This is a genomic window from Citrobacter freundii complex sp. CFNIH9, from assembly GCF_002903305.1.
Classification (GTDB): domain Bacteria; phylum Pseudomonadota; class Gammaproteobacteria; order Enterobacterales; family Enterobacteriaceae; genus Citrobacter; species Citrobacter portucalensis.
Genome location: NZ_CP026238.1, coordinates 181,324 through 201,500, shown reverse-complemented (window position 1 = coordinate 201,500; position 20,177 = coordinate 181,324). Strand labels below are relative to the sequence as shown.

Below are 20,177 nucleotides of genomic sequence, written 5' to 3'. Positions count from 1 at the left end.
TGGCCTCAAACTTTATATGTGATTTATAGCGCTTTTCTTATTGTTCTTCGTCTTATTTTTTGCGCTTTTGTGACAGCCTGTTCAAACAACCTGACTTCCTGACGAAAGATTTCACGAAGTGGCATCGAAAAATAGACACGTAAAAAACGGTAGATATCTCTGGACGTCAGACCGATCTCAAGTGAAGAGAAGTAGAGTCCGATCAAGTCCTTGTCTCGCCAGCGGCACGGTACATGTTGACGAATTTGTGCACGATGCAGATCGATTACGGAAAGTTTGATATCCGCAATATTTTCTGGCATCGGTTGTTGGAGTAAAAAATGGCAAATATAGCAATCCCGATGATTTACTCCACCCCGATGCATTTTACCCACCATTTCTGCCACACGGGTAATAATGGTCCGTTTTAATACAAAATCAGGACGCTCAACTCCCCACCCGGCACAAAAATCTTCAAGGCTGATGGCGGGAGAAAGGTCCTCAGTGATGATAAACGAGGTTCGCTCTAACGGATTCAGACCTTTTTGACCAAATGCAACCCCTGTCATAGTATCAACATTCAGTTCTTTTAAGCGGTGAATCGCCAGCCACTCACGGTCGGCACCCAGTACAGGCATACGCAGAGATATAAGGTTCTTCACCACTTCTTTAAGCGTGGTTCCATGATGATATTTAAGAAAATAACCCTTTCCCATCATCTCAAAACGTAGGGTACGCCGTGTTTCCAGAGCGCGAAAAACCTCACCATCCAGCTTAGTGACTTCAGTAAACGGGTCTTTTCCTTGCCACTGCGTGGCAAATGGTTCTTTTAATTCAATCATTCTTAGGACCTAAAATGATATCTGCAGCTTTATCTGCCAGGCTGTAGAGATCTTCTGTATCAGCAAAATGCCGCGCGTTCCCGGCCCAACGACTTCTCTGCTCATTATTTTGCAGCGCATCGAAAAGTGCTGTATTCAGATTTTCCTGCTCAAAAGGTTCAGGAATCACCACCCCACATTGTGCGGCGTTGATATAACCCGCATAGCCGCAAACTTCGGTAGTTAATACCGGTAGCCCGGCAACTACAGCTTCTAGTAAGACAATACCGGCAGCTTCCTGTACAGCGGGGTGAAGTAATAAATCAGCAGCAGACATCAATTCTGCGACATCGTCTCGCCCCGAGAAGAACTGCACTTGTTCTTCAACCCCCAATTGACGAGCCTGAGCGCGATAGCGATCGGCCTTATCCTGACCAACAACCATCAATCGCGTGCGGTGGCGGATGACATCAGGCAAAGAAGCCAACGCCTGTAATGTTCTTGGCACACCTTTGCGTTTGAAATCGGAACCTACCTGTAAGAGTAAGTACTGATCGAGACCAATACCGTTTTTTTCTCTGACAACCTGCCGGCTGTTTTCAGGTTGTTGGCTGTACTTTCGGTCAGGATAGATTCCTGGTGGCAGGATACAAAAACGCTGGCTCTCAGTTTGGTAATGATGTTTGAAATCAACAATTTGCTTATCGGTTAACATCAAAAGCGTAGTGCCGGCACCCCGCTGAAATACAGCTTGTTCAAATGCAGAATAGTGTCGGTACCTGCGCGTCAATTTGTAGAAAAAGCCTTTCTCGCGGGCGACCTTTTCTGCATAGCAAACGTCCGCAGCGTAATACACATCCAACCCAGGCATTTTATTAAAACCAACGACACGATCGACGGGATGTTGAGTTAAATAATTCTGAACCCACTGATAATATTGCTCGTTTTTCCCATGATTCGTTCTGGATGTGACGGGGACGAGTATAATCTCCAGCCCTTTCGGACGCTCGCCCTGCCATGACTGGGTAAATACCTGAACATGATGGCCACGAGAAGCAACCGTCAGCGCTACCCGCAAGAAATCACGTTGTAACCCACCATAGGGAAAATACTTGTACAAACAAAAAGCAATATTCATGCATTAATATCCGCATCGCGTCGCCAGGCATGTCAGGTTTGAAGCATCAGAATCGTGTAATCCTTGCCTAAAGCATCCAAAGATGACTTTCTGAGCTTTCGAAACGTTTCTGCCCGCTAGCTACCTGAAATTGCGCAGTAGTATATCATTTATTATCACGCATTCCGAAATGAATATTTTTTGAACAAAATACAAAATAAGCCATGAAAAACATACAGATAAAAAAGAAACCAGTTCATCAGAAAACGTACACCGCACAAGAGGTTAAGACATATAAATGCGGCCATGTGCATTTTTGAAATAGCCATCAGCGAAATCGGTCCCTCACCAATTCCATCGTTTTGATACAACCTGGATAAAAATGATGGTAAAGCCATAGTTAAATACATAGAATCCCCAGCACATTCATAAGTCAGCTACCATTATGCTCGAATTGCTTTACACCGCCCTTTTCTACCTTATTCAGCCTTTGATCTGGATACGGCTTTGGGTGCGCGGACGTAAGGCTCCGGCCTACCGTAAACGCTGGGGCGAACGCTACGGCTTTTATCGCCGCCCGCTAAAACCTGGCGGCATCATGCTTCATTCGGTTTCCGTGGGCGAAACGCTGGCTGCAATCCCATTAGTTCGCGCTCTGCGACATCGTTATCCCGACTTGCCGATCACGGTAACCACCATGACGCCAACCGGTTCTGAGCGCGTACAATCTGCTTTTGGCACTGACGTTCAGCACATTTATTTGCCATACGATTTACCGGATGCCCTGAACCGTTTTCTGAATAAAGTTGACCCCAAACTGGTGTTAATTATGGAAACCGAGCTGTGGCCAAATCTGATCGCGGCACTCCATAAGCGCCACATTCCTCTGGTCATTGCCAACGCACGTCTTTCTGCTCGTTCAGCCGCTGGTTATGCGAAATTGGGTAAATTTGTTGGCAGACTACTGCGACGAATTACGTTGATTGCCGCACAAAACGAAGAAGATGGCGCACGTTTTATTACGCTTGGCGCCAGAAGCAATCAAGTCACCGTTACTGGCAGCCTGAAGTTTGATATATCCGTCACACCGCAACTGGCCGCAAAAGCGGTGACATTACGTCGTCAATGGGCACCTCACCGCCCGGTATGGATTGCAACCAGCACCCACGACGGCGAAGAAAGCATCATCATTGCCGCCCATCAGGCGTTATTAAATCAGTTCCCGAATCTTTTACTGATTCTGGTCCCCAGACATCCAGAACGGTTCCCGGATGCCATTAACCTCGTACGCCAGGCTGGACTAAGCTATACCACTCGTTCTTCGGGTGAAGTTCCATCATCAGGTACTCAGGTTGTGATCGGCGATACCATGGGTGAGCTGATGTTGCTGTATGGCATTGCCGACCTTGCTTTTGTCGGCGGTTCACTGGTTGAACGTGGTGGACACAACCCGCTGGAAGCGGCAGCGCATGCTATTCCGGTGTTGATGGGACCACATACGTTTAATTTTAAAGATATTTGCGCCCGTCTCGAACAGGCAAGCGGATTGATCACCGTCACCGACGCAACTACGCTGGTGAAAGAGGTCTCTTCCTTACTGACCGATGCAGATTATCGTAATTTTTATGGCCGTCACGCAGTTGAAGTTCTGTATCAAAATCAGGGCGCGCTACAGCGTCTGCTGCAACTGCTGGAACCTTACCTGCCACCCAAAACGCATTGAGGCAAGTCATGCAAAAACGGGCGATTTATCCAGGAACCTTTGATCCTATTACTAACGGCCACCTCGATATCGTGACGCGTGCGACAAGCATGTTTGATCACGTGATTCTGGCGATTGCCGCAAGCCCCAGTAAAAAGCCGATGTTTACTCTGGAAGAGCGCGTTGAGCTGGCACAACAGGCAACGGCGCATCTTGGCAATGTGGAAGTGCTGGGATTCAGCGATCTGATGGCAAACTTTGCCCGTGATAATCAGGCGAACATTCTGATCCGTGGCCTGCGCGCGGTAGCCGATTTTGAGTATGAAATGCAGCTGGCCCATATGAACCGCCACCTCATGCCACAGCTGGAAAGCGTTTTTCTGATGCCATCTAAAGAGTGGTCTTTTATCTCATCGTCACTGGTGAAAGAAGTTGCCCGCCACCAGGGTGACGTGACGCACTTTTTGCCGGAAAACGTCCATCAGGCGTTAATGAGTAAACTGAAGTAATGCACCAGGCCGGATGCAGCATCCGGCCAGCAATGACACTATTTCTGACAGCGACGGCAATAGAACGTTGTACGCTGGGCGTGTTTTTTCGCAACAATCGGTGCGCCGCATGCACGACACGGTTCACCTTCTCTCCCATAGACCTGCAGCTCCTGGGCAAAATAGCCAGGCTTCCCGTCACTTTGCAGAAAGTCCTTCAGCGTCGTCCCACCCTGCTCGATAGAACGCAGCAACACCGCCTTGATAACGCGTACCAGCAATTCACACTCATCTTTCGACAGTGATGACGCAAGACGGTCAGGATGAATCCCAGCCGCAAATAGCGACTCGCTGGCGTAGATATTACCCACACCCACCACCAGTTTGTTATCCATCAGCCAGGGTTTAATCGCCGTTTTCTTCTTCGCACATTTCTGCTGTAGATAATTGGCGTTGAAATCGTCGCTCAGCGGCTCAGGGCCAAGATGAGCGAGGACATTATGTCCATCCAGTTCTTTAGTCCACAGCCAGGCGCCAAAGCGGCGGGGATCGGTATAACGCAGAACTTTGCCGTTGCTCATCACTAAGTCAACGTGGTCGTGCTTGTCTGCCGGAAGCTCTTCAGGAAGGATACGCAAGCTACCCGACATCCCCAGATGAATGATTATCCAGCCATCCGTCAGTTCTAGCAGCAGGTATTTCGCGCGCCGCTGTACGCTGAGGACAGGTTGATCACTCAGACGATAGATTTCCTCAGATACTGGCCAACGCAAACGACCGTTACGCACCGTCGCGTGCATAATCGTTGCCCCCACCAGATGCGGCTCAATACCACGGCGGCTGGTTTCGACTTCAGGTAATTCAGGCATAGTATCTCCGGCGGTATGTCAGGTCTCATTAATATGGGGACGGCCAGAAAACAAAAAACCCCGCCGAGGCAGGGTTTTTCTTTACATCAAAACGAAAATTATTTGATTTTCGCTTCTTTGTATAAAACGTGCTGACGAACAACTGGATCGAACTTTTTCAGTTCCAGTTTTTCCGGCTTAGTACGTTTGTTCTTCGTAGTGGTATAGAAGTGACCAGTACCAGCAGAAGAAACCAGCTTGATTTTCTCACGAATACCTTTAGCCATGATTTATTTCCTCTTAGTACTTAGTACTTTTCGCCACGGGCACGCAGTTCAGACAGAACTGTTTCGATGCCTTTCTTATCAATAACACGCATACCTTTAGCAGATACACGCAGGGTGACAAAACGCTTCTCGCTCTCAACCCAAAAACGGTGAGAGTGCAGGTTAGGCAGGAAACGGCGTTTAGTCGCGTTCAGTGCGTGGGAACGGTTGTTACCGGTCACCGGACGCTTGCCAGTAACTTGGCAGACTCGGGACATGTCTATTCTCCAAAAATCAAATTAGCTCGAGCTTCGTATGGGGTATTGGCGCCTCGTCAGGCTTCTCAGCCCGGTTATCGCAGTTCAATACACTTAATCTTTCAATGTTGCCTCGTCATTGGACGCAACAAGAATGATTTTGCGTATTTGCGAACTCTCGATTGCCAGGCCCAAATGCCAAACCCGAGATTCTCAAAGGTGGCGTAGTATACGCTGAGTCAGCGATGCGCTCAAGTCCCGAACAGACAAAGATCCCGATGGATCGCGTAAAGTGCGTTAAATCCAACCGCGTTCCGCAAAAGAAACGTACTCTCCGCGCCCAATGACCAGATGATCAAGCACCCGGATATCCATGAACTGACAGCATTTCACAACACGCTCGGTGATGAGTTTATCTGCTTTACTCGGCTCTGCACACCCCGAAGGGTGATTATGCGCAAGGATCACCGCAGAAGCATTCATTTTTATCGCTTCACGGACAATTTCTCTCGGATGTACCTCGACATGGCTAAGCGTACCGGAAAAAAGTTTGCTGTGTTTAATCACGCGATGTTGAGAATCCATAAAGATCACCAGAAAGATCTCGCGTTCCTCTTGCGAAAGCTGACTTTGCAGAAATTCACGCGCCATTTCCGGACTAAGTAGAGCACGCTCCTCTATCACTCGCACGTTGTAGTAGCGTCTTGCCAGCTCCGCAATCCCCTTCAACTGCGCGTACTTCGCGATACCGATTCCCTGAACATAGCTAAAATCCATGTAATCAGCAGACAACAGGCCATACAGCGACTCAAAATGCTGAAGCATCTCTTTCGCCAGCGTAAGCACATCTTTACCCTGCATGCCGGTACGTAAAAAAAGAGCCAAAAGCTCAACATCGGTCAGAGAACTGGCCCCCTGCGCCAATAGCTTTTCCCGGGGCATCATACTTCCTGTATTTTCCATGCTTCTCCCTCCTTTCGCGTCCGCATAGTGGCATAACACCGACGGTGATTCGACGCGTTGTTTTCACTTCTTCGTAGCGCCTCGCAAAGTGGAGCACGGTCAAAAGCACGACAAATTGCGGATTGTGATAAAATATCCGCCTTCTGGTGAAACCCAACAGGAAAGATCATGATGAGCCTGGCCGGTAAAAAAATCGTACTTGGCGTCAGTGGCGGTATTGCTGCGTACAAGACCCCTGAGTTGGTGCGTCGTTTACGGGAACGCGGCGCTGACGTCCGCGTGGCGATGACCGAAGCGGCAAAAGCATTTATTACTCCCCTGAGTTTACAGGCGGTTTCAGGTTATCCCGTTTCCGACAGCCTGCTTGACCCCGCAGCCGAAGCCGCGATGGGCCACATTGAGCTGGGAAAATGGGCCGATTTGGTCATCCTGGCACCCGCTACAGCAGACCTGATTGCTCGTGTCGCCGCAGGTATGGCCAACGACCTGGTGTCAACGATTTGTCTGGCAACGCCTGCTCCTGTTGCTGTACTGCCAGCCATGAACCAGCAGATGTACCGCGCTGCCGCGACCCAGCACAATCTGGGTATTCTTGCCTCACGCGGTTTGCTCATTTGGGGTCCTGACAGCGGTAGTCAGGCATGTGGTGATATCGGCCCTGGACGTATGCTGGATCCGTTAACGATTGTGGATATGGCGGCAGAACATTTTTCACCTGTCAACGATCTGCAACATCTCAACATCATGATTACGGCGGGTCCGACGCGTGAACCGCTTGATCCCGTGCGTTATATTTCCAACCACAGTTCCGGGAAGATGGGGTTTGCGATCGCGGCCGCTGCCGCAAAGCGCGGGGCAAACGTCACTCTGGTATCGGGTCCCGTTTCGTTATCCACACCACCATTTGTTCAACGGGTTGATGTGATGACTGCGCTGGAAATGGAAGCCGCTGTGCAGTCTACGGTGCAACAACAGCATATTTTTATCGGCTGCGCTGCGGTCGCTGATTATCGCGCTGAAACTGTCGCCCACGAAAAAATAAAAAAACAAGCGACGCAGGGCGATGAATTAACAGTAAAAATGGTCAAAAATCCGGACATTATCGCCGGTGTTGCCGCACTGGATGCTAACCGTCCTTTTGTCGTTGGGTTTGCCGCCGAAACAAATAATGTGGAAGAATATGCCCGGCAAAAACGCATCCGCAAAAACCTTGATGTGATCTGTGCGAACGACGTTTCGCTGTCAACTCAAGGGTTTAACAGCGATAGCAACGCATTACACCTTTTTTGGCAGGATGGAGACAAAGTCTTACCGCTTGAGCGTAAAGAACTCCTGGGCCAATTATTACTCGACGAGATCGTGACCCGTTATGATGAAAAAAATCGACGTTAAGATTCTGGACCCGCGCGTAGGGCAACAATTTCCGCTCCCGACGTACGCCACTTCTGGTTCTGCCGGACTTGACCTGCGTGCTTGTCTTGATGACGCCGTAGAGCTGGCGCCGGGCGCAACAACGCTGGTGCCAACCGGGTTAGCTATCCACATTGCCGATCCTTCTCTGGCAGCGGTAATGCTCCCGCGCTCCGGGCTGGGCCATAAGCACGGTATCGTGCTGGGCAATCTGGTTGGTTTGATTGATTCCGACTACCAGGGCCAACTGATGGTATCCGTCTGGAACCGTGGTCAGGACAGCTTCACTATTGAGCCGGGCGAACGTATCGCGCAGATGGTATTTGTACCGGTCGTGCAGGCTGAATTTAATCTGGTGGAAGAGTTTGAAGCCACCGATCGTGGCGAAGGTGGCTTCGGCCATTCCGGGCGCAAGTAACCCGCAGAAAAGTATCCCATAGCGTAATAACGCAATAACACACCGCAAACAACAGTTTGCGGTCGCTGTGTGGATGCCTGCCTGGCAAGAGCTTATTTTCAGGGGTATTTTGTAACATGGTAGAAAAGCAAACTGCGAAAAGGAATCGTCGCGAAGAAATACTTCAGTCTCTGGCACTGATGCTTGAGTCCAGCGATGGTAGCCAACGCATCACCACAGCAAAGCTGGCAGCCTCAGTTGGCGTATCCGAAGCGGCATTGTATCGCCATTTCCCCAGCAAGACCCGTATGTTCGATAGCCTGATTGAGTTTATCGAAGATAGTCTGATTACGCGTATCAATCTGATTTTGAAAGATGAAAAAGACACCAACGCGCGTCTGCGTCTGATCGTTCTGCTGATTTTAGGGTTTGGTGAGCGTAACCCTGGCCTGACACGAATTCTGACCGGACACGCGTTGATGTTCGAGCAAGACCGTCTGCAAGGTCGCATTAACCAACTTTTTGAGCGCATTGAAGCGCAGTTGCGCCAGGTTCTGCGAGAAAAAAGAATGCGTGAAGGTGAAGGCTACACCGTGGATGAAACGCTGCTGGCCAGCCAGTTACTGGCTTTCTGCGAAGGTATGCTGTCCCGGTTTGTACGTAGCGAATTTAAATACCGCCCAACGGATGATTTTGACACCCGCTGGCCGTTGGTTGCCGCTCAATTGCAGTAGCGATTTCGTCTTGTCCGGCCTACGGGGTTACGTAGGCCGGATAAGCGCAGCGCCATCCGGCAGTTCTTAAACTCCGTACGCTTCGCGATAGGCCCGTACTGCCACCAGATGCTCCGCCATCTCTGGTTTCTCTTCCAGATACGCAATCAGATCTTTCAGGGTAATGATAGAAATCACCTTGCAGCCATAATCGCGTTCCACTTCCTGAATCGCGGAAATCTCGCCGCGACCGCGTTCCTGACGATCGAGAGAAATCAGTACCCCCGCCAGAGTGGCGCCATTCGCCTGGATAATCTCCATCGACTCACGAATCGCCGTACCTGCGGTGATAACATCATCCACCAGCATTACGCGTCCCTCTAGTGCGCTACCGACCAGATTTCCGCCTTCACCGTGGGTCTTCGCCTCTTTACGGTTAAAACAGTACGGCAAATCTTTATCATGGTGTTCCGCCAGCGCAACGGCCGTTGTGGTCGCAATCGGAATACCTTTGTAGGCAGGGCCAAACAGCAAATCGAACTCAATACCGGAATCCACCAGCGCTTCGGCATAAAAACGGCCTAACAGTGCCAGGTCGCGCCCGGTATTAAACAGCCCGGCGTTGAAGAAATAGGGGCTTTTGCGCCCGGATTTCAGCGTAAATTCGCCAAACTTTAGTACCTGCTTGCTAAGCGCAAACTCAATAAACTGGCGCTGATACGGTTTCATGGATTCGCTCCTCATCTCACTTTATTACAGACAAAAAAAAGGCGACTCATCAGTCGCCTTTAAAATCAATTTTCTAACGCCGCCTTCTGCGTCGCTACAATGGATTCGATTCCCCCTCGGGCCAATGCCAGTAGGGTGAGAAGTTCTTCATGGCTGAACGGTTCGCCTTCCGCCGTACCCTGAACCTCTATAATGCGACCGTCCTCAGTCATCACTACGTTCATGTCGGTTTCAGCAGCAGAGTCTTCAACATACTCAAGGTCACAGAGTGCTTCACCGTTCACAATGCCCACGGAAACCGCGGCAACCATCCCTTTCATCGGGTTAGTTTTCAGCTTACCGCTCGCCACCAGCTTGTTCAGCGCATCCGCCAACGCAACGCATGCGCCGGTAATTGATGCGGTGCGCGTACCGCCATCGGCCTGAATAACATCGCAGTCCAGCGTAATTGTGAATTCGCCGAGCGTTTTCAGATCAACAGCTGCGCGCAGCGCGCGGGCGATCAGACGCTGGATTTCCATGGTACGACCGCCCTGCTTACCTTTTGCCGCTTCACGGGCGTTACGGGTGTGCGTAGCGCGTGGCAGCATGCCATATTCTGCGGTGATCCAGCCCTGGCCCTGACCTTTCAGAAAACGCGGTACGCCTTCATCAATAGAGGCGGTACACAGCACTTTGGTATCACCAAATTCGACCAGCACGGAGCCTTCAGCGTGTTTTGTATAATTACGGGTCAGGGTGACGGGACGCACCTGATTGGCACTACGACCTGCTGGACGCATGATAAAATCTCCGGCTTGAAACGAATGTGGCTGCGCATTATACGGACTTCCGACTGTTATTCCTATCCTGACAAGACGCGGATGGCTATAATCCTCCCATCTCATCTTTAAAAACAGGAACGTCTATGATCCGCAGCATGACCGCCTACGCCCGGCGTGAAATCAAGGGTGAATGGGGTAGCGCCACCTGGGAAATGCGCTCGGTAAACCAGCGTTATCTGGAAACTTATTTTCGCCTGCCGGAGCAGTTCCGTAGTCTCGAACCCGTTGTTCGCGAACGTATTCGCACGCGTCTGACGCGCGGTAAAGTCGAATGTACGCTGCGTTTTGAGCCTGATGCCAGCGCGCAAGGCGAGCTGATTCTGAATGAAAAACTCGCTAAACAGCTCGTTAGCGCTGCTAACTGGGTCAAAATGCAGAGCGATGAAGGTGAAATCAACCCGGTTGATATCCTGCGCTGGCCTGGCGTAATGGCTGCCCAGGAGCAAGATCTGGACGCCATTGCCGCCGAAATCCTCGCCGCGCTTGACGGTACGCTGGATGACTTCATCGTTGCGCGTGAAACCGAAGGTCAGGCGCTGAAAGCGCTGATCGAGCAGCGTCTGGAAGGCGTCAGTGCTGAAGTCACAAAAGTGCGTGCTCATATGCCGGAAATCCTGCAATGGCAGCGCGAGCGTCTGGTAGCCAAACTGGAAGACGCCCAGGTACAGTTGGAGAATAACCGCCTTGAGCAAGAACTGGTGCTGATGGCGCAGCGTATCGATGTGGCAGAAGAATTAGATCGTCTGGAAGCCCACGTCAAAGAAACCTACAACATTCTAAAGAAAAAAGAGGCGGTTGGCCGTCGTCTGGACTTCATGATGCAGGAATTCAACCGTGAGTCGAACACTCTGGCATCGAAGTCTATCAATGCCGAAGTGACGAATTCCGCGATTGAACTGAAGGTACTGATCGAGCAAATGCGCGAGCAGATTCAGAACATCGAGTAAGCAACCATTCTACGTAGCCCGCCAATAAATGGCGAGGCTACGTGTTTTTCCCGACGCTTTGGTACTTCCCTGTTCAATTCGAATTATATTTTCTCATCATTCTTTATTGAAGCTCATAACACAAAGCGCATATCACCACGCATTTTCACCAAACCAGCATTAGCTGTAGTTATTAAAATCACTTCACCTTAGAAAATCTCAATCGTGACAAGGCGCACAAATCGTTAACCTTAGCCCCCAGCAAATCAGGGGGAATGCATGCTGTTACACGTTTTATATTTAATTGGTATTACTGCCGAAGCCATGACCGGTGCGCTTGCTGCTGGGCGTCGTCGTATGGATACATTTGGCGTCATCATCATTGCCACCGCGACGGCCATTGGCGGCGGATCGGTACGCGATATTCTTCTCGGCCACTATCCTCTTGGCTGGGTAAAGCACCCTGAATACGTCATTATCGTGGCGACCGCTGCGGTACTCACCACTATTATTGCTCCCGTCATGCCCTATCTGCGCAAAATATTCCTCGTACTGGATGCGCTGGGCCTTGTGGTCTTTTCTATTATCGGTGCTCAGGTGGCACTGGATATGGGTCATGGACCGATTATCGCCGTGGTCGCTGCGGTCACGACCGGCGTCTTCGGTGGCGTATTACGCGACATGTTCTGCAAACGCATCCCGTTAGTGTTCCAGAAAGAGCTGTATGCTGGCGTATCATTCGCCGCTGCTGTGTTGTACATCGTGCTACAGCATTATGTCTCCAGTCATGATGTAGTGGTTATCTCTACTCTGCTCTTCGGCTTTACCGCCCGATTACTGGCGCTGCGCCTGAAGTTAGGTCTGCCGGTATTTTACTATCGCCACGAAGGCCATTAAGGCATAAAGCCCGCGATCCGCTGAGCAGCTAACCAGTTGCTCAGCGCTGTGACCTCTCGATCCTCCAGCCATTGAATAACCTGCCGTGCCCGCCGTTCCCCCATGAAAGGAAGCTGCCGCCAGCTTTGTTCATCGCGTTCTTTTAATTGCTGCCACGAACCATCCCGGCTGGCATTTAGCGTTGCCTGTGTTAACGGTATTCCCATGGCAATCACCCAGCGCGTGAACGGGAGATCGCGCGACAGGTTGAACTGATGCCACAGCTTCTCCCCTTTGATTACACCAAGTGCAGACTCTAACTGTTCCTGAGTTAACCCAAGCCAGGAAAAGATATGTTCAAAGCGATACACCTGGTTGAGCTCTCGCCATCCCGCCTCGCCGATCCCCTCCAGCCCCAGCACCTCTTTGCCGCCCAGCCAGACCAGTCTGGCAACAAACTGTTCCTGGCACTCCGCTGTAGCATAAAAACAGGTTAATGAATTGAAGCGCCCCTCGGGGGGTATTGGCTTAGTACGCTGAGTGCTGCGCCAGACCACCTCGTCTATACGGGGTATCCCTTGTCCAGCCAGGCTCACCAGAATCTGATCGCCAGGCGCGATATCCCATTCATTCCAGCGTCGGACGGAGCCAATATTGACGCGCTGTACGCGTTTATCATCCAGCATGACGGGAGTCAGCAATGCAACCACCGCAATTTTCCCGCTTTTACCAACGGAGAACTGAATACCAGTAACCTCAGATACCCTCGTCACGGGAGGATATTTCCACGCCGCCAGCCACTCACCCTGCCCGGGTAGCCAATACTTTGCCCGTGGCTCTTTTGCCGTTCGCACCACGACACCATCTGTCACAAAAGGTAATGCTGAACCCCACCACCTGGCGCGCAACTTTTCGACTTCATCCGCATTCTTCACGGCGTGAGTATAACGTTGCGTGTAACTGAACCCGGCAGCCGTGAGCTGCTCCAGTCTTTCAGGCATGACCGCCGGACCATCAGGCCAGGCCCAGATAAAAATTGCCAGCGAGCGTAACATTTCCGGATTGCCCTGGCGCATCATTAATCCAGCAACCTTCGAGCGGGCGTTCATTCCTCCTCTCTGCTTCTGAATATGCTCCTCTTGCTGCAAAAATATCTCACCCTGCAACGTACTGTTAGCGAGTTTCCCCTTGGTGGAATGTGGTACGGAAGGGATCTGCAGAACCTTTTGCGTCCAGTCTTCGCCTTTCAGGCCATTACCACGGCTAATCGCCCGTACCAGATTGCCATTGCGATAGACTAACGTCACCGCCACGCCATCCACCTTCGGTTGCACCCAGAGATCGCTGCGAGCGAGCATCCATTGCTGTAGCGCTTGCTTATCAGCAAGTTTTCGAACGCCCGTGTGGGGAACTGGATGCGAGACGGTGCCACTTATTGGGGGCACAGACAGATCTGGTGGGACTTCATCGCCAAAACAGCGCTGCCATTGAATTAGTTGCGCATTGAGCTGGTCATAAACGCCGTCGTCTACGGCACTTTCCCCTTGTTTCCAGTAACTGTCATTCCACTGTGTAATCTGCTGCTGTAGTCGTGAAATTTCCTCGTTTGCCCTGGCAGGCGACCAGACGGGGCATACCGCCCACGCAGGTAAATGCCACACCAGTAAAACCAGCCCTATGCATTTCCATAATCCCATGCTATCTCCGCTGAACGATACGTTTCCCGGCAGGTATAGCGCGAAGTGAAATAGAAACAGAGCGGCAAAAATTCATCCTGCGAACAGCTTTCCGGACATTTGCATGTATTGCTGCAAATCACCGATAAAACAGGAAACTGGTACGCAAAACGCAATAAACATGCGCAAAAAGTGTGACAAGGGCTACGTCACATAGCGGCTACGTGTATAATAAGCCCGTATGTAGGCTCTCTTTCGACAATCACATACATTAAGATACTCATGGCTCAAGGCACGCTTTATATTGTTTCTGCCCCCAGTGGCGCGGGTAAATCCAGCCTGATTCAGGCTTTATTAAAGACCCAACCGTTGTATGACACCCAGGTTTCTGTTTCGCACACCACGCGCGCACCGCGCCCGGGGGAAGTGCACGGTGAACACTATTTCTTTGTGAACCATGATGAATTCAGAACCATGATTGGCAGAGACGCGTTCCTGGAACACGCGGAGGTTTTCGGTAATTACTACGGCACCTCGCGTGAAACCATTGAGCAAGTATTAGCATCCGGCGTAGACGTCTTTTTAGATATCGACTGGCAAGGTGCGCAGCAAATTCGTGAAAAAATGCCGCATGCGCGCAGTATTTTTATTTTGCCACCGTCTAAGATTGAGCTGGACCGCCGCCTGCGTGGCCGCGGTCAGGATAGCGAAGACGTGATCGCGAAACGTATGGCGCAAGCTGTTGCAGAAATGAGCCATTACGCCGAATATGATTATCTTATTGTGAATGATGATTTCGACACCGCCCTGGGCGATTTGAAAACCATCATTCGCGCCGAACGTCTGCGCATGAGCCGCCAAAAGCAGCGTCATGACGCTTTAATCAGCAAACTGTTGGCAGACTGAACCCACATTCAGTATCATGCCCAGTCATTTCTTCACCTGTGGAGCATTTTAAGTATGGCACGCGTAACTGTTCAGGACGCTGTAGAGAAAATTGGTAACCGTTTTGACCTGGTACTGGTCGCCGCGCGTCGCGCTCGTCAGATGCAGGTAGGCGGAAAGGATCCGCTCGTACCGGAAGAAAACGATAAAACTACCGTTATCGCGCTGCGCGAAATCGAAGAAGGTCTGATCAACAACCAGATCCTCGACGTGCGTGAGCGCCAGGAACAGCAAGAGCAGGAAGCCGCTGAATTACAAGCCGTTACCGCTATTGCTGAAGGTCGTCGTTAATCACAAAGCGGGTCGCCCTTGTATCTGTTTGAAAGCCTGAATCAACTGATTCAAAACTACCTGCCGGAAGACCAGATTAAGCGTCTTCGGCAGGCGTATCTCGTTGCACGTGACGCTCACGAGGGCCAGACACGTTCAAGCGGTGAACCCTATATCACGCACCCGGTAGCGGTAGCCTGCATTCTGGCCGAGATGAAACTCGACTACGAAACGCTGATGGCTGCGCTGCTGCATGACGTGATTGAAGATACCCCAGCCACCTATCAGGACATGGAACAGCTTTTTGGTAAAAGCGTTGCAGAGCTGGTAGAAGGGGTATCGAAACTTGATAAGCTTAAGTTTCGCGATAAGAAAGAGGCGCAAGCTGAAAACTTTCGCAAGATGATTATGGCGATGGTGCAGGATATCCGCGTCATTCTCATCAAACTTGCCGACCGCACCCACAACATGCGCACGTTGGGCTCATTACGCCCGGACAAACGTCGCCGCATCGCCCGTGAAACCCTCGAAATCTATAGTCCGCTGGCACACCGTTTAGGTATTCATCACATTAAAACCGAGCTGGAAGAGCTGGGTTTTGAAGCGCTGTACCCAAACCGCTATCGCGTGATTAAAGAAGTGGTTAAAGCCGCTCGCGGCAACCGCAAAGAGATGATCCAAAAAATCCTCTCGGAAATCGAAGGGCGTTTGCAGGAGGCAGGTATTCCGTGTCGCGTAAGCGGGCGTGAGAAGCACCTGTACTCTATTTACTGCAAAATGGTGCTCAAAGAGCAGCGTTTTCACTCCATCATGGATATCTACGCATTTCGCGTCATCGTTCATGATTCCGATACCTGCTATCGCGTACTCGGCCAGATGCACAGCCTGTACAAACCACGCCCTGGTCGCGTGAAAGACTATATCGCCATTCCGAAAGCGAACGGATATCAGTCTTTGCACACCTCAATGATCGGCCCTCATGGCGTCCCGGTTGAAGTACAGATTCGTACTGAAGACATGGACCAGATGGCAGAGATGGGTGTTGCTGCGCACTGGGCTTACAAAGAGCACGGCGGCGAAAGCAGCACCACTGCGCAAATCCGCGCTCAGCGCTGGATGCAAAGCTTGCTGGAACTGCAGCAGAGCGCCGGTAGCTCGTTTGAATTTATTGAAAGCGTCAAATCTGATCTCTTCCCGGATGAGATTTATGTTTTCACACCGGAAGGGCGCATTGTCGAACTGCCCGCTGGTGCAACGCCTGTCGACTTCGCCTACGCTGTGCATACCGATATCGGTCACGCCTGCGTCGGCGCGCGCGTCGACAGACAGCCTTACCCGCTTTCACAACCGCTCTTTAGCGGCCAGACCGTTGAGATTATCACCGCGCCGGGCGCACGTCCGAATGCCGCGTGGCTAAACTTCGTCGTCAGTTCGAAAGCGCGCGCCAAGATTCGCCAACTGTTGAAAAACCTCAAGCGCGATGATTCCGTCAGTCTGGGTCGTCGACTGCTCAACCATGCCCTGGGCGGTAGCCGTAAACTGGCTGAGATCCCCCCAGAGAGCATCCAGCGTGAGCTTGAGCGTATGAAGCTCGCCACGCTTGACGATCTGCTCGCAGAAATCGGTCTGGGTAACGCCATGAGCGTGGTGGTAGCGAAAAACCTCCAGCAGGGCGAAGCAACAGCGAACGTACCAGCACAATCTGGCCATGGTCATCTGCCAATCAAAGGCGCAGACGGCGTGCTGATCACCTTCGCGAAATGCTGTCGTCCAATTCCAGGCGATCCAATCATTGCCCACGTCAGTCCAGGTAAAGGTCTGGTGATCCACCATGAGTCCTGCCGTAATATTCGTGGCTACCAGAAAGAGCCAGAGAAGTTTATGGCGGTGGAATGGGATAAAGAGACGGAGCAGGAATTCATCACCGAGATTAAGGTGGATATGTTTAACCACCAGGGTGCTCTGGCGAACCTGACGGCGGCAATCAACACGACCACCTCCAATATTCAAAGTCTGAATACGGAAGAGAAAGATGGCCGCGTTTATAGCGCCTTTATTCGCCTGACCGCTCGCGATCGTGTGCACCTGGCGAATATCATGCGCAAAATCCGCGTCATGCCGGACGTGATAAAAGTCACCCGTAACCGAAACTAGTCTTATGAATGAACAGCGCTATGCACGTATCCGCGAGATGCTCGCACGTCGTCAGCCCGATCTGACCGTCTGCATGGAGCAGGTTCACAAACCTCATAACGTTTCTGCGATTATTCGTACTGCAGATGCGGTTGGCGTGCATGAAGTCCACGCCGTCTGGCCGGGTAGCCGTATGCGCACCATGGCCTCTTCTGCCGCAGGCAGCAACAGTTGGGTGCAGGTGAAAACTCACCTTACCATTGGCGATGCGGTCACACATTTAAAAAGCCGGGGCATGCAGGTCCTGGCAACCCATCTGTCAGATAAAGCCGTGGATTTTCGCGAGATTGATTACACGCGCCCCACCTGCATCCTGATGGGCCAGGAGAAAACCGGCATCACTCAGGAAGCGTTGGATCTGGCTGATCAGGACATCATCATTCCCATGACTGGCATGGTGCAGTCACTGAACGTTTCTGTCGCCTCCGCGCTGATTCTGTACGAAGCACAGCGCCAGCGGCAAAACGCGGGGATGTACCGACGAGAAAACAGCATGCTGCCACAAGAAGAGCAGCAGCGCTTACTGTTTGAAGGCGGTTATCCGGTGCTGGCGAATGTCGCTAAGCGCAAAGGTCTTCCCTACCCTCACGTAAACACGCAGGGCGAAATTGAAGCCGATGCAACGTGGTGGGCCACTATGCAATCTGCGAGATAAACGCGATGAAAGGCCGTTTACTGGATGCCATCCCACTCAACTCTCTGACCGGCGTTGGCGCAGCGCAAAGCAGTAAACTGGCTAAAATTGGCCTGCACACCGTGCAGGACCTCCTGCTCCACCTCCCTCTGCGTTACGAAGACCGTACCCATCTGTACCCAATTGGCGAACTGCTGCCGGGTGTCTATGCCACCGTTGAAGGCGAAGTGCTGAACTGCAATATTACCTTCGGCGGCCGCCGGATGATGACCTGTCAAATCAGCGATGGCTCGGGGATTCTCACCATGCGCTTTTTCAACTTCAGCGCAGCGATGAAAAACAGCCTTGCTACCGGGCGTAGGGTACTGGCCTACGGTGAAGCCAAACGCGGGAAATACGGCGCAGAGATGATTCACCCGGAATACCGCGTACAAGGCGATCTCAGCACGCCAGAATTGCAGGAAACACTCACACCAGTATATCCAACCACCGAAGGTGTGAAGCAGGCCACGCTGCGCAAGCTGACCGATCAGGCACTGGATCTGCTCGATACCTGCGCCATTGCCGAACTGCTGCCGCCAGAGCTGTCACAGGGCATGATGAGCCTACCCGAAGCACTGCGCACGTTGCACCGCCCCCCACCGTCGCTGCAACTCAGCGATCTGGAAACCGGACAACATCCGGCGCAGCGACGTCTGATTCTCGAAGAACTGCTGGCGCATAATCTCAGCATGCTGGCACTACGCGCCGGGGCACAGCGTTTTCACGCCCAGCCGTTAAGTGCTAACAACGCGCTAAAAGATAAGCTGCTGGCAGCATTGCCGTTCAAACCTACTGGCGCACAGGCCCGCGTTACCGCTGAGATTGAACGCGATATGGCACTGGATGTGCCGATGATGCGCCTGGTGCAGGGTGATGTCGGCTCCGGTAAAACGCTGGTTGCCGCGCTGGCCGCGCTGCGGGCTATCGCACATGGTACGCAGGTTGCGCTAATGGCTCCTACCGAACTATTGGCTGAACAACATGCAAATAACTTCCGCAACTGGTTCGCGCCACTGGGCGTTGAAGTGGGCTGGCTGGCAGGCAAGCAGAAAGGTAAAGCGCGTCTGGCGCAACAAGAAGCCATCGCCAGCGGTCAGGTGCAGATGATTGTCGGCACGCACGCGATTTTCCAGGAACAGGTGCAGTTCAACGGGCTGGCGCTGGTTATCATCGACGAACAGCACCGCTTCGGCGTACATCAGCGTCTGGCGCTGTGGGAGAAAGGTCAGCAGCAGGGTTTCCACCCACACCAGCTAATCATGACCGCCACGCCGATTCCACGTACCCTGGCGATGACAGCCTATGCTGACCTCGACACGTCGGTCATTGACGAACTGCCTCCGGGGCGTACGCCGGTCACTACGGTGGCCATTCCGGATACCCGCCGCAGCGATATTATTGATCGCGTGCGCAACGCCTGTACCCACGAAGGACGTCAAGCATACTGGGTCTGTACGCTAATTGAAGAGTCTGACTTGTTGGAAGCTCAGGCGGCAGAAGCGACGTGGGAAGAGCTTAAACTGGCGCTGCCAGAACTCAATATTGGCCTGGTACACGGGCGCATGAAGCCCGCCGAGAAGCAGTCGGTAATGGCGGCCTTTAAGCAGGGTGAACTGCATCTGCTGGTTGCCACGACGGTGATTGAAGTGGGCGTGGACGTGCCAAACGCCAGCCTGATGATTATTGAAAACCCGGAACGCTTAGGTCTGGCCCAGTTGCACCAGTTGCGTGGTCGCGTAGGCCGTGGCGCGGTGGCTTCCCACTGCGTTCTGCTCTACAAATCACCGCTGTCTAAAACCGCGCAGAAACGCCTGCAGGTTCTGCGAGACAGCAACGACGGGTTCGTAATTGCGCAAAAAGATTTAGAGATTCGCGGCCCCGGCGAGCTGTTAGGTACTCGCCAGACCGGAACGGCAGAATTCAAGGTCGCAGATTTACTGCGCGATCAGGCGATTATCCCGGAAGTTCAGCGCATTGCCCGCCATATTCACGAACGTTATCCGCAACAGGCCGTGGCACTGATAGAGCGCTGGATGCCGGAAACCGAACGCTACTCCAACGCGTAGTTAATTCATAGCGGCGGCGGATGTTACCCCGCCGC

At 52.0% G+C, this 20,177-nt stretch carries 21 protein-coding genes; 12 read left to right on the top strand and 9 right to left on the bottom strand.

All coding sequences use genetic code 11. From position 1 onward, the window contains the following. Positions 1-23 precede the first annotated feature (23 nt). Together rfaP and C2U43_RS01005 are read right to left on the bottom strand one after the other, a co-directional pair. Positions 24-821: a lipopolysaccharide core heptose(I) kinase RfaP gene (gene rfaP, locus C2U43_RS01010; protein ID WP_103284567.1), complete on the bottom strand. Its 798-nt coding sequence runs from the start codon at positions 819-821 to the stop codon at positions 24-26. After that, the gene (locus tag C2U43_RS01005; RefSeq protein WP_103284566.1) at positions 814-1,938 is read right to left on the bottom strand and encodes a glycosyltransferase family 4 protein; all 1,125 of its coding nucleotides are present in this window, start codon (positions 1,936-1,938) and stop codon (positions 814-816) included. The genes rfaP and C2U43_RS01005 overlap by 8 nt, the downstream gene beginning before the upstream one ends. 424 nt (positions 1,939-2,362) lie before the next feature. On the opposite strand from C2U43_RS01005, the gene waaA reads away from it, so the two are divergent. Beyond that, complete coding sequence (waaA, locus tag C2U43_RS00995; protein ID WP_048237015.1) at positions 2,363-3,640, top strand: lipid IV(A) 3-deoxy-D-manno-octulosonic acid transferase; 1,278 nt, start codon at positions 2,363-2,365, stop codon at positions 3,638-3,640. Positions 3,641-3,648: 8 nt separating this feature from the next. After that, on the top strand, positions 3,649-4,128 hold the full coding sequence (gene coaD / locus C2U43_RS00990; protein WP_003024099.1) for a pantetheine-phosphate adenylyltransferase: 480 nt from the start codon (positions 3,649-3,651) through the stop codon (positions 4,126-4,128). Between the two features lie 38 nt (positions 4,129-4,166). Here the strand turns inward: coaD and mutM are convergent, their stop codons facing one another. The 4 genes from mutM to radC form a co-directional block, all read right to left on the bottom strand. Then, a complete protein-coding gene (gene mutM, locus C2U43_RS00985; RefSeq protein WP_103284564.1) occupies positions 4,167-4,976 on the bottom strand; it encodes a bifunctional DNA-formamidopyrimidine glycosylase/DNA-(apurinic or apyrimidinic site) lyase in 810 nt (269 codons plus the stop codon). Between the two features lie 98 nt (positions 4,977-5,074). Then, positions 5,075-5,242, bottom strand: a complete 168-nt coding sequence (gene rpmG / locus C2U43_RS00980; RefSeq protein WP_003024094.1) for a 50S ribosomal protein L33 — start codon at positions 5,240-5,242, stop codon at positions 5,075-5,077. A 20-nt stretch (positions 5,243-5,262) separates the two neighbouring features. Continuing rightward, positions 5,263-5,499 carry a 50S ribosomal protein L28 gene (rpmB, locus tag C2U43_RS00975; RefSeq protein ID WP_003024071.1) on the bottom strand — a complete coding sequence of 79 codons (237 nt, stop codon included), beginning with the start codon at positions 5,497-5,499 and terminating at the stop codon, positions 5,263-5,265. A gap of 276 nt (positions 5,500-5,775) precedes the next feature. Further along, positions 5,776-6,441, bottom strand: a complete 666-nt coding sequence (gene radC, locus C2U43_RS00970) for a RadC family protein (protein ID WP_032945377.1) — start codon at positions 6,439-6,441, stop codon at positions 5,776-5,778. Positions 6,442-6,612: 171 nt separating this feature from the next. Here radC and coaBC point away from each other — a divergent pair, with 171 nt between their 5' ends. The 3 genes from coaBC to slmA all read left to right on the top strand — a co-directional run bounded on the left by coaBC (position 6,613) and on the right by slmA (position 8,982). Continuing rightward, positions 6,613-7,833 (top strand): bifunctional phosphopantothenoylcysteine decarboxylase/phosphopantothenate--cysteine ligase CoaBC, encoded by a 1,221-nt coding sequence (coaBC, locus tag C2U43_RS00965; RefSeq protein WP_100272877.1) that lies wholly within the window; start codon positions 6,613-6,615, stop codon positions 7,831-7,833. Continuing rightward, on the top strand, positions 7,811-8,269 hold the full coding sequence (dut, locus tag C2U43_RS00960) for a dUTP diphosphatase (RefSeq protein WP_003827259.1): 459 nt from the start codon (positions 7,811-7,813) through the stop codon (positions 8,267-8,269). The genes coaBC and dut overlap by 23 nt, the downstream gene beginning before the upstream one ends. Before the next feature lie 116 nt (positions 8,270-8,385). After that, complete coding sequence (gene slmA, locus C2U43_RS00950) at positions 8,386-8,982, top strand: nucleoid occlusion factor SlmA (protein WP_003827257.1); 597 nt, start codon at positions 8,386-8,388, stop codon at positions 8,980-8,982. Positions 8,983-9,048: 66 nt separating this feature from the next. On the opposite strand, the gene pyrE is transcribed toward slmA, so the two are convergent. Then, the gene (gene pyrE, locus C2U43_RS00945; protein WP_003837602.1) at positions 9,049-9,690 is read right to left on the bottom strand and encodes an orotate phosphoribosyltransferase; all 642 of its coding nucleotides are present in this window, start codon (positions 9,688-9,690) and stop codon (positions 9,049-9,051) included. A 65-nt stretch (positions 9,691-9,755) separates the two neighbouring features. Beyond that, positions 9,756-10,472 (bottom strand): ribonuclease PH, encoded by a 717-nt coding sequence (gene rph, locus C2U43_RS00940; protein ID WP_003024054.1) that lies wholly within the window; start codon positions 10,470-10,472, stop codon positions 9,756-9,758. Between the two features lie 125 nt (positions 10,473-10,597). Between rph and C2U43_RS00930 the strand changes: the two genes are divergently transcribed. Both C2U43_RS00930 and C2U43_RS00925 read left to right on the top strand, forming a co-directional pair. After that, on the top strand, positions 10,598-11,461 hold the full coding sequence (locus tag C2U43_RS00930) for a YicC/YloC family endoribonuclease (protein WP_003024052.1): 864 nt from the start codon (positions 10,598-10,600) through the stop codon (positions 11,459-11,461). A gap of 258 nt (positions 11,462-11,719) precedes the next feature. Beyond that, positions 11,720-12,337: a trimeric intracellular cation channel family protein gene (locus C2U43_RS00925; protein ID WP_003024049.1), complete on the top strand. Its 618-nt coding sequence runs from the start codon at positions 11,720-11,722 to the stop codon at positions 12,335-12,337. On the opposite strand, the gene ligB is transcribed toward C2U43_RS00925, so the two are convergent. Next, positions 12,334-14,013, bottom strand: a complete 1,680-nt coding sequence (gene ligB, locus C2U43_RS00920; RefSeq protein ID WP_103284563.1) for an NAD-dependent DNA ligase LigB — start codon at positions 14,011-14,013, stop codon at positions 12,334-12,336. The two genes, C2U43_RS00925 and ligB, sit on opposite strands and share 4 nt — an antisense overlap. 261 nt (positions 14,014-14,274) lie before the next feature. Here ligB and gmk point away from each other — a divergent pair, with 261 nt between their 5' ends. Genes gmk through recG form a run of 5 tightly spaced genes read left to right on the top strand, consistent with a single transcriptional unit; the run spans position 14,275 to position 20,142 of the window. After that, entirely contained in the window at positions 14,275-14,898 is a 624-nt protein-coding gene (gene gmk / locus C2U43_RS00915) for a guanylate kinase (RefSeq protein ID WP_003024042.1), read from the top strand. Positions 14,899-14,952: 54 nt separating this feature from the next. Further along, positions 14,953-15,228 (top strand): DNA-directed RNA polymerase subunit omega, encoded by a 276-nt coding sequence (rpoZ, locus tag C2U43_RS00910; RefSeq protein ID WP_000135058.1) that lies wholly within the window; start codon positions 14,953-14,955, stop codon positions 15,226-15,228. 18 nt (positions 15,229-15,246) lie between these two features. Beyond that, positions 15,247-17,361, top strand: coding sequence for a bifunctional GTP diphosphokinase/guanosine-3',5'-bis pyrophosphate 3'-pyrophosphohydrolase (spoT, locus tag C2U43_RS00905; protein WP_003024038.1), 2,115 nt, complete (start codon positions 15,247-15,249; stop codon positions 17,359-17,361). Between the two features lie 4 nt (positions 17,362-17,365). Further along, entirely contained in the window at positions 17,366-18,055 is a 690-nt protein-coding gene (gene trmH, locus C2U43_RS00900; RefSeq protein WP_032945382.1) for a tRNA (guanosine(18)-2'-O)-methyltransferase TrmH, read from the top strand. 5 nt (positions 18,056-18,060) lie between these two features. After that, on the top strand, positions 18,061-20,142 hold the full coding sequence (gene recG / locus C2U43_RS00895) for an ATP-dependent DNA helicase RecG (RefSeq protein ID WP_103284562.1): 2,082 nt from the start codon (positions 18,061-18,063) through the stop codon (positions 20,140-20,142). Positions 20,143-20,177 lie beyond the last annotated feature (35 nt).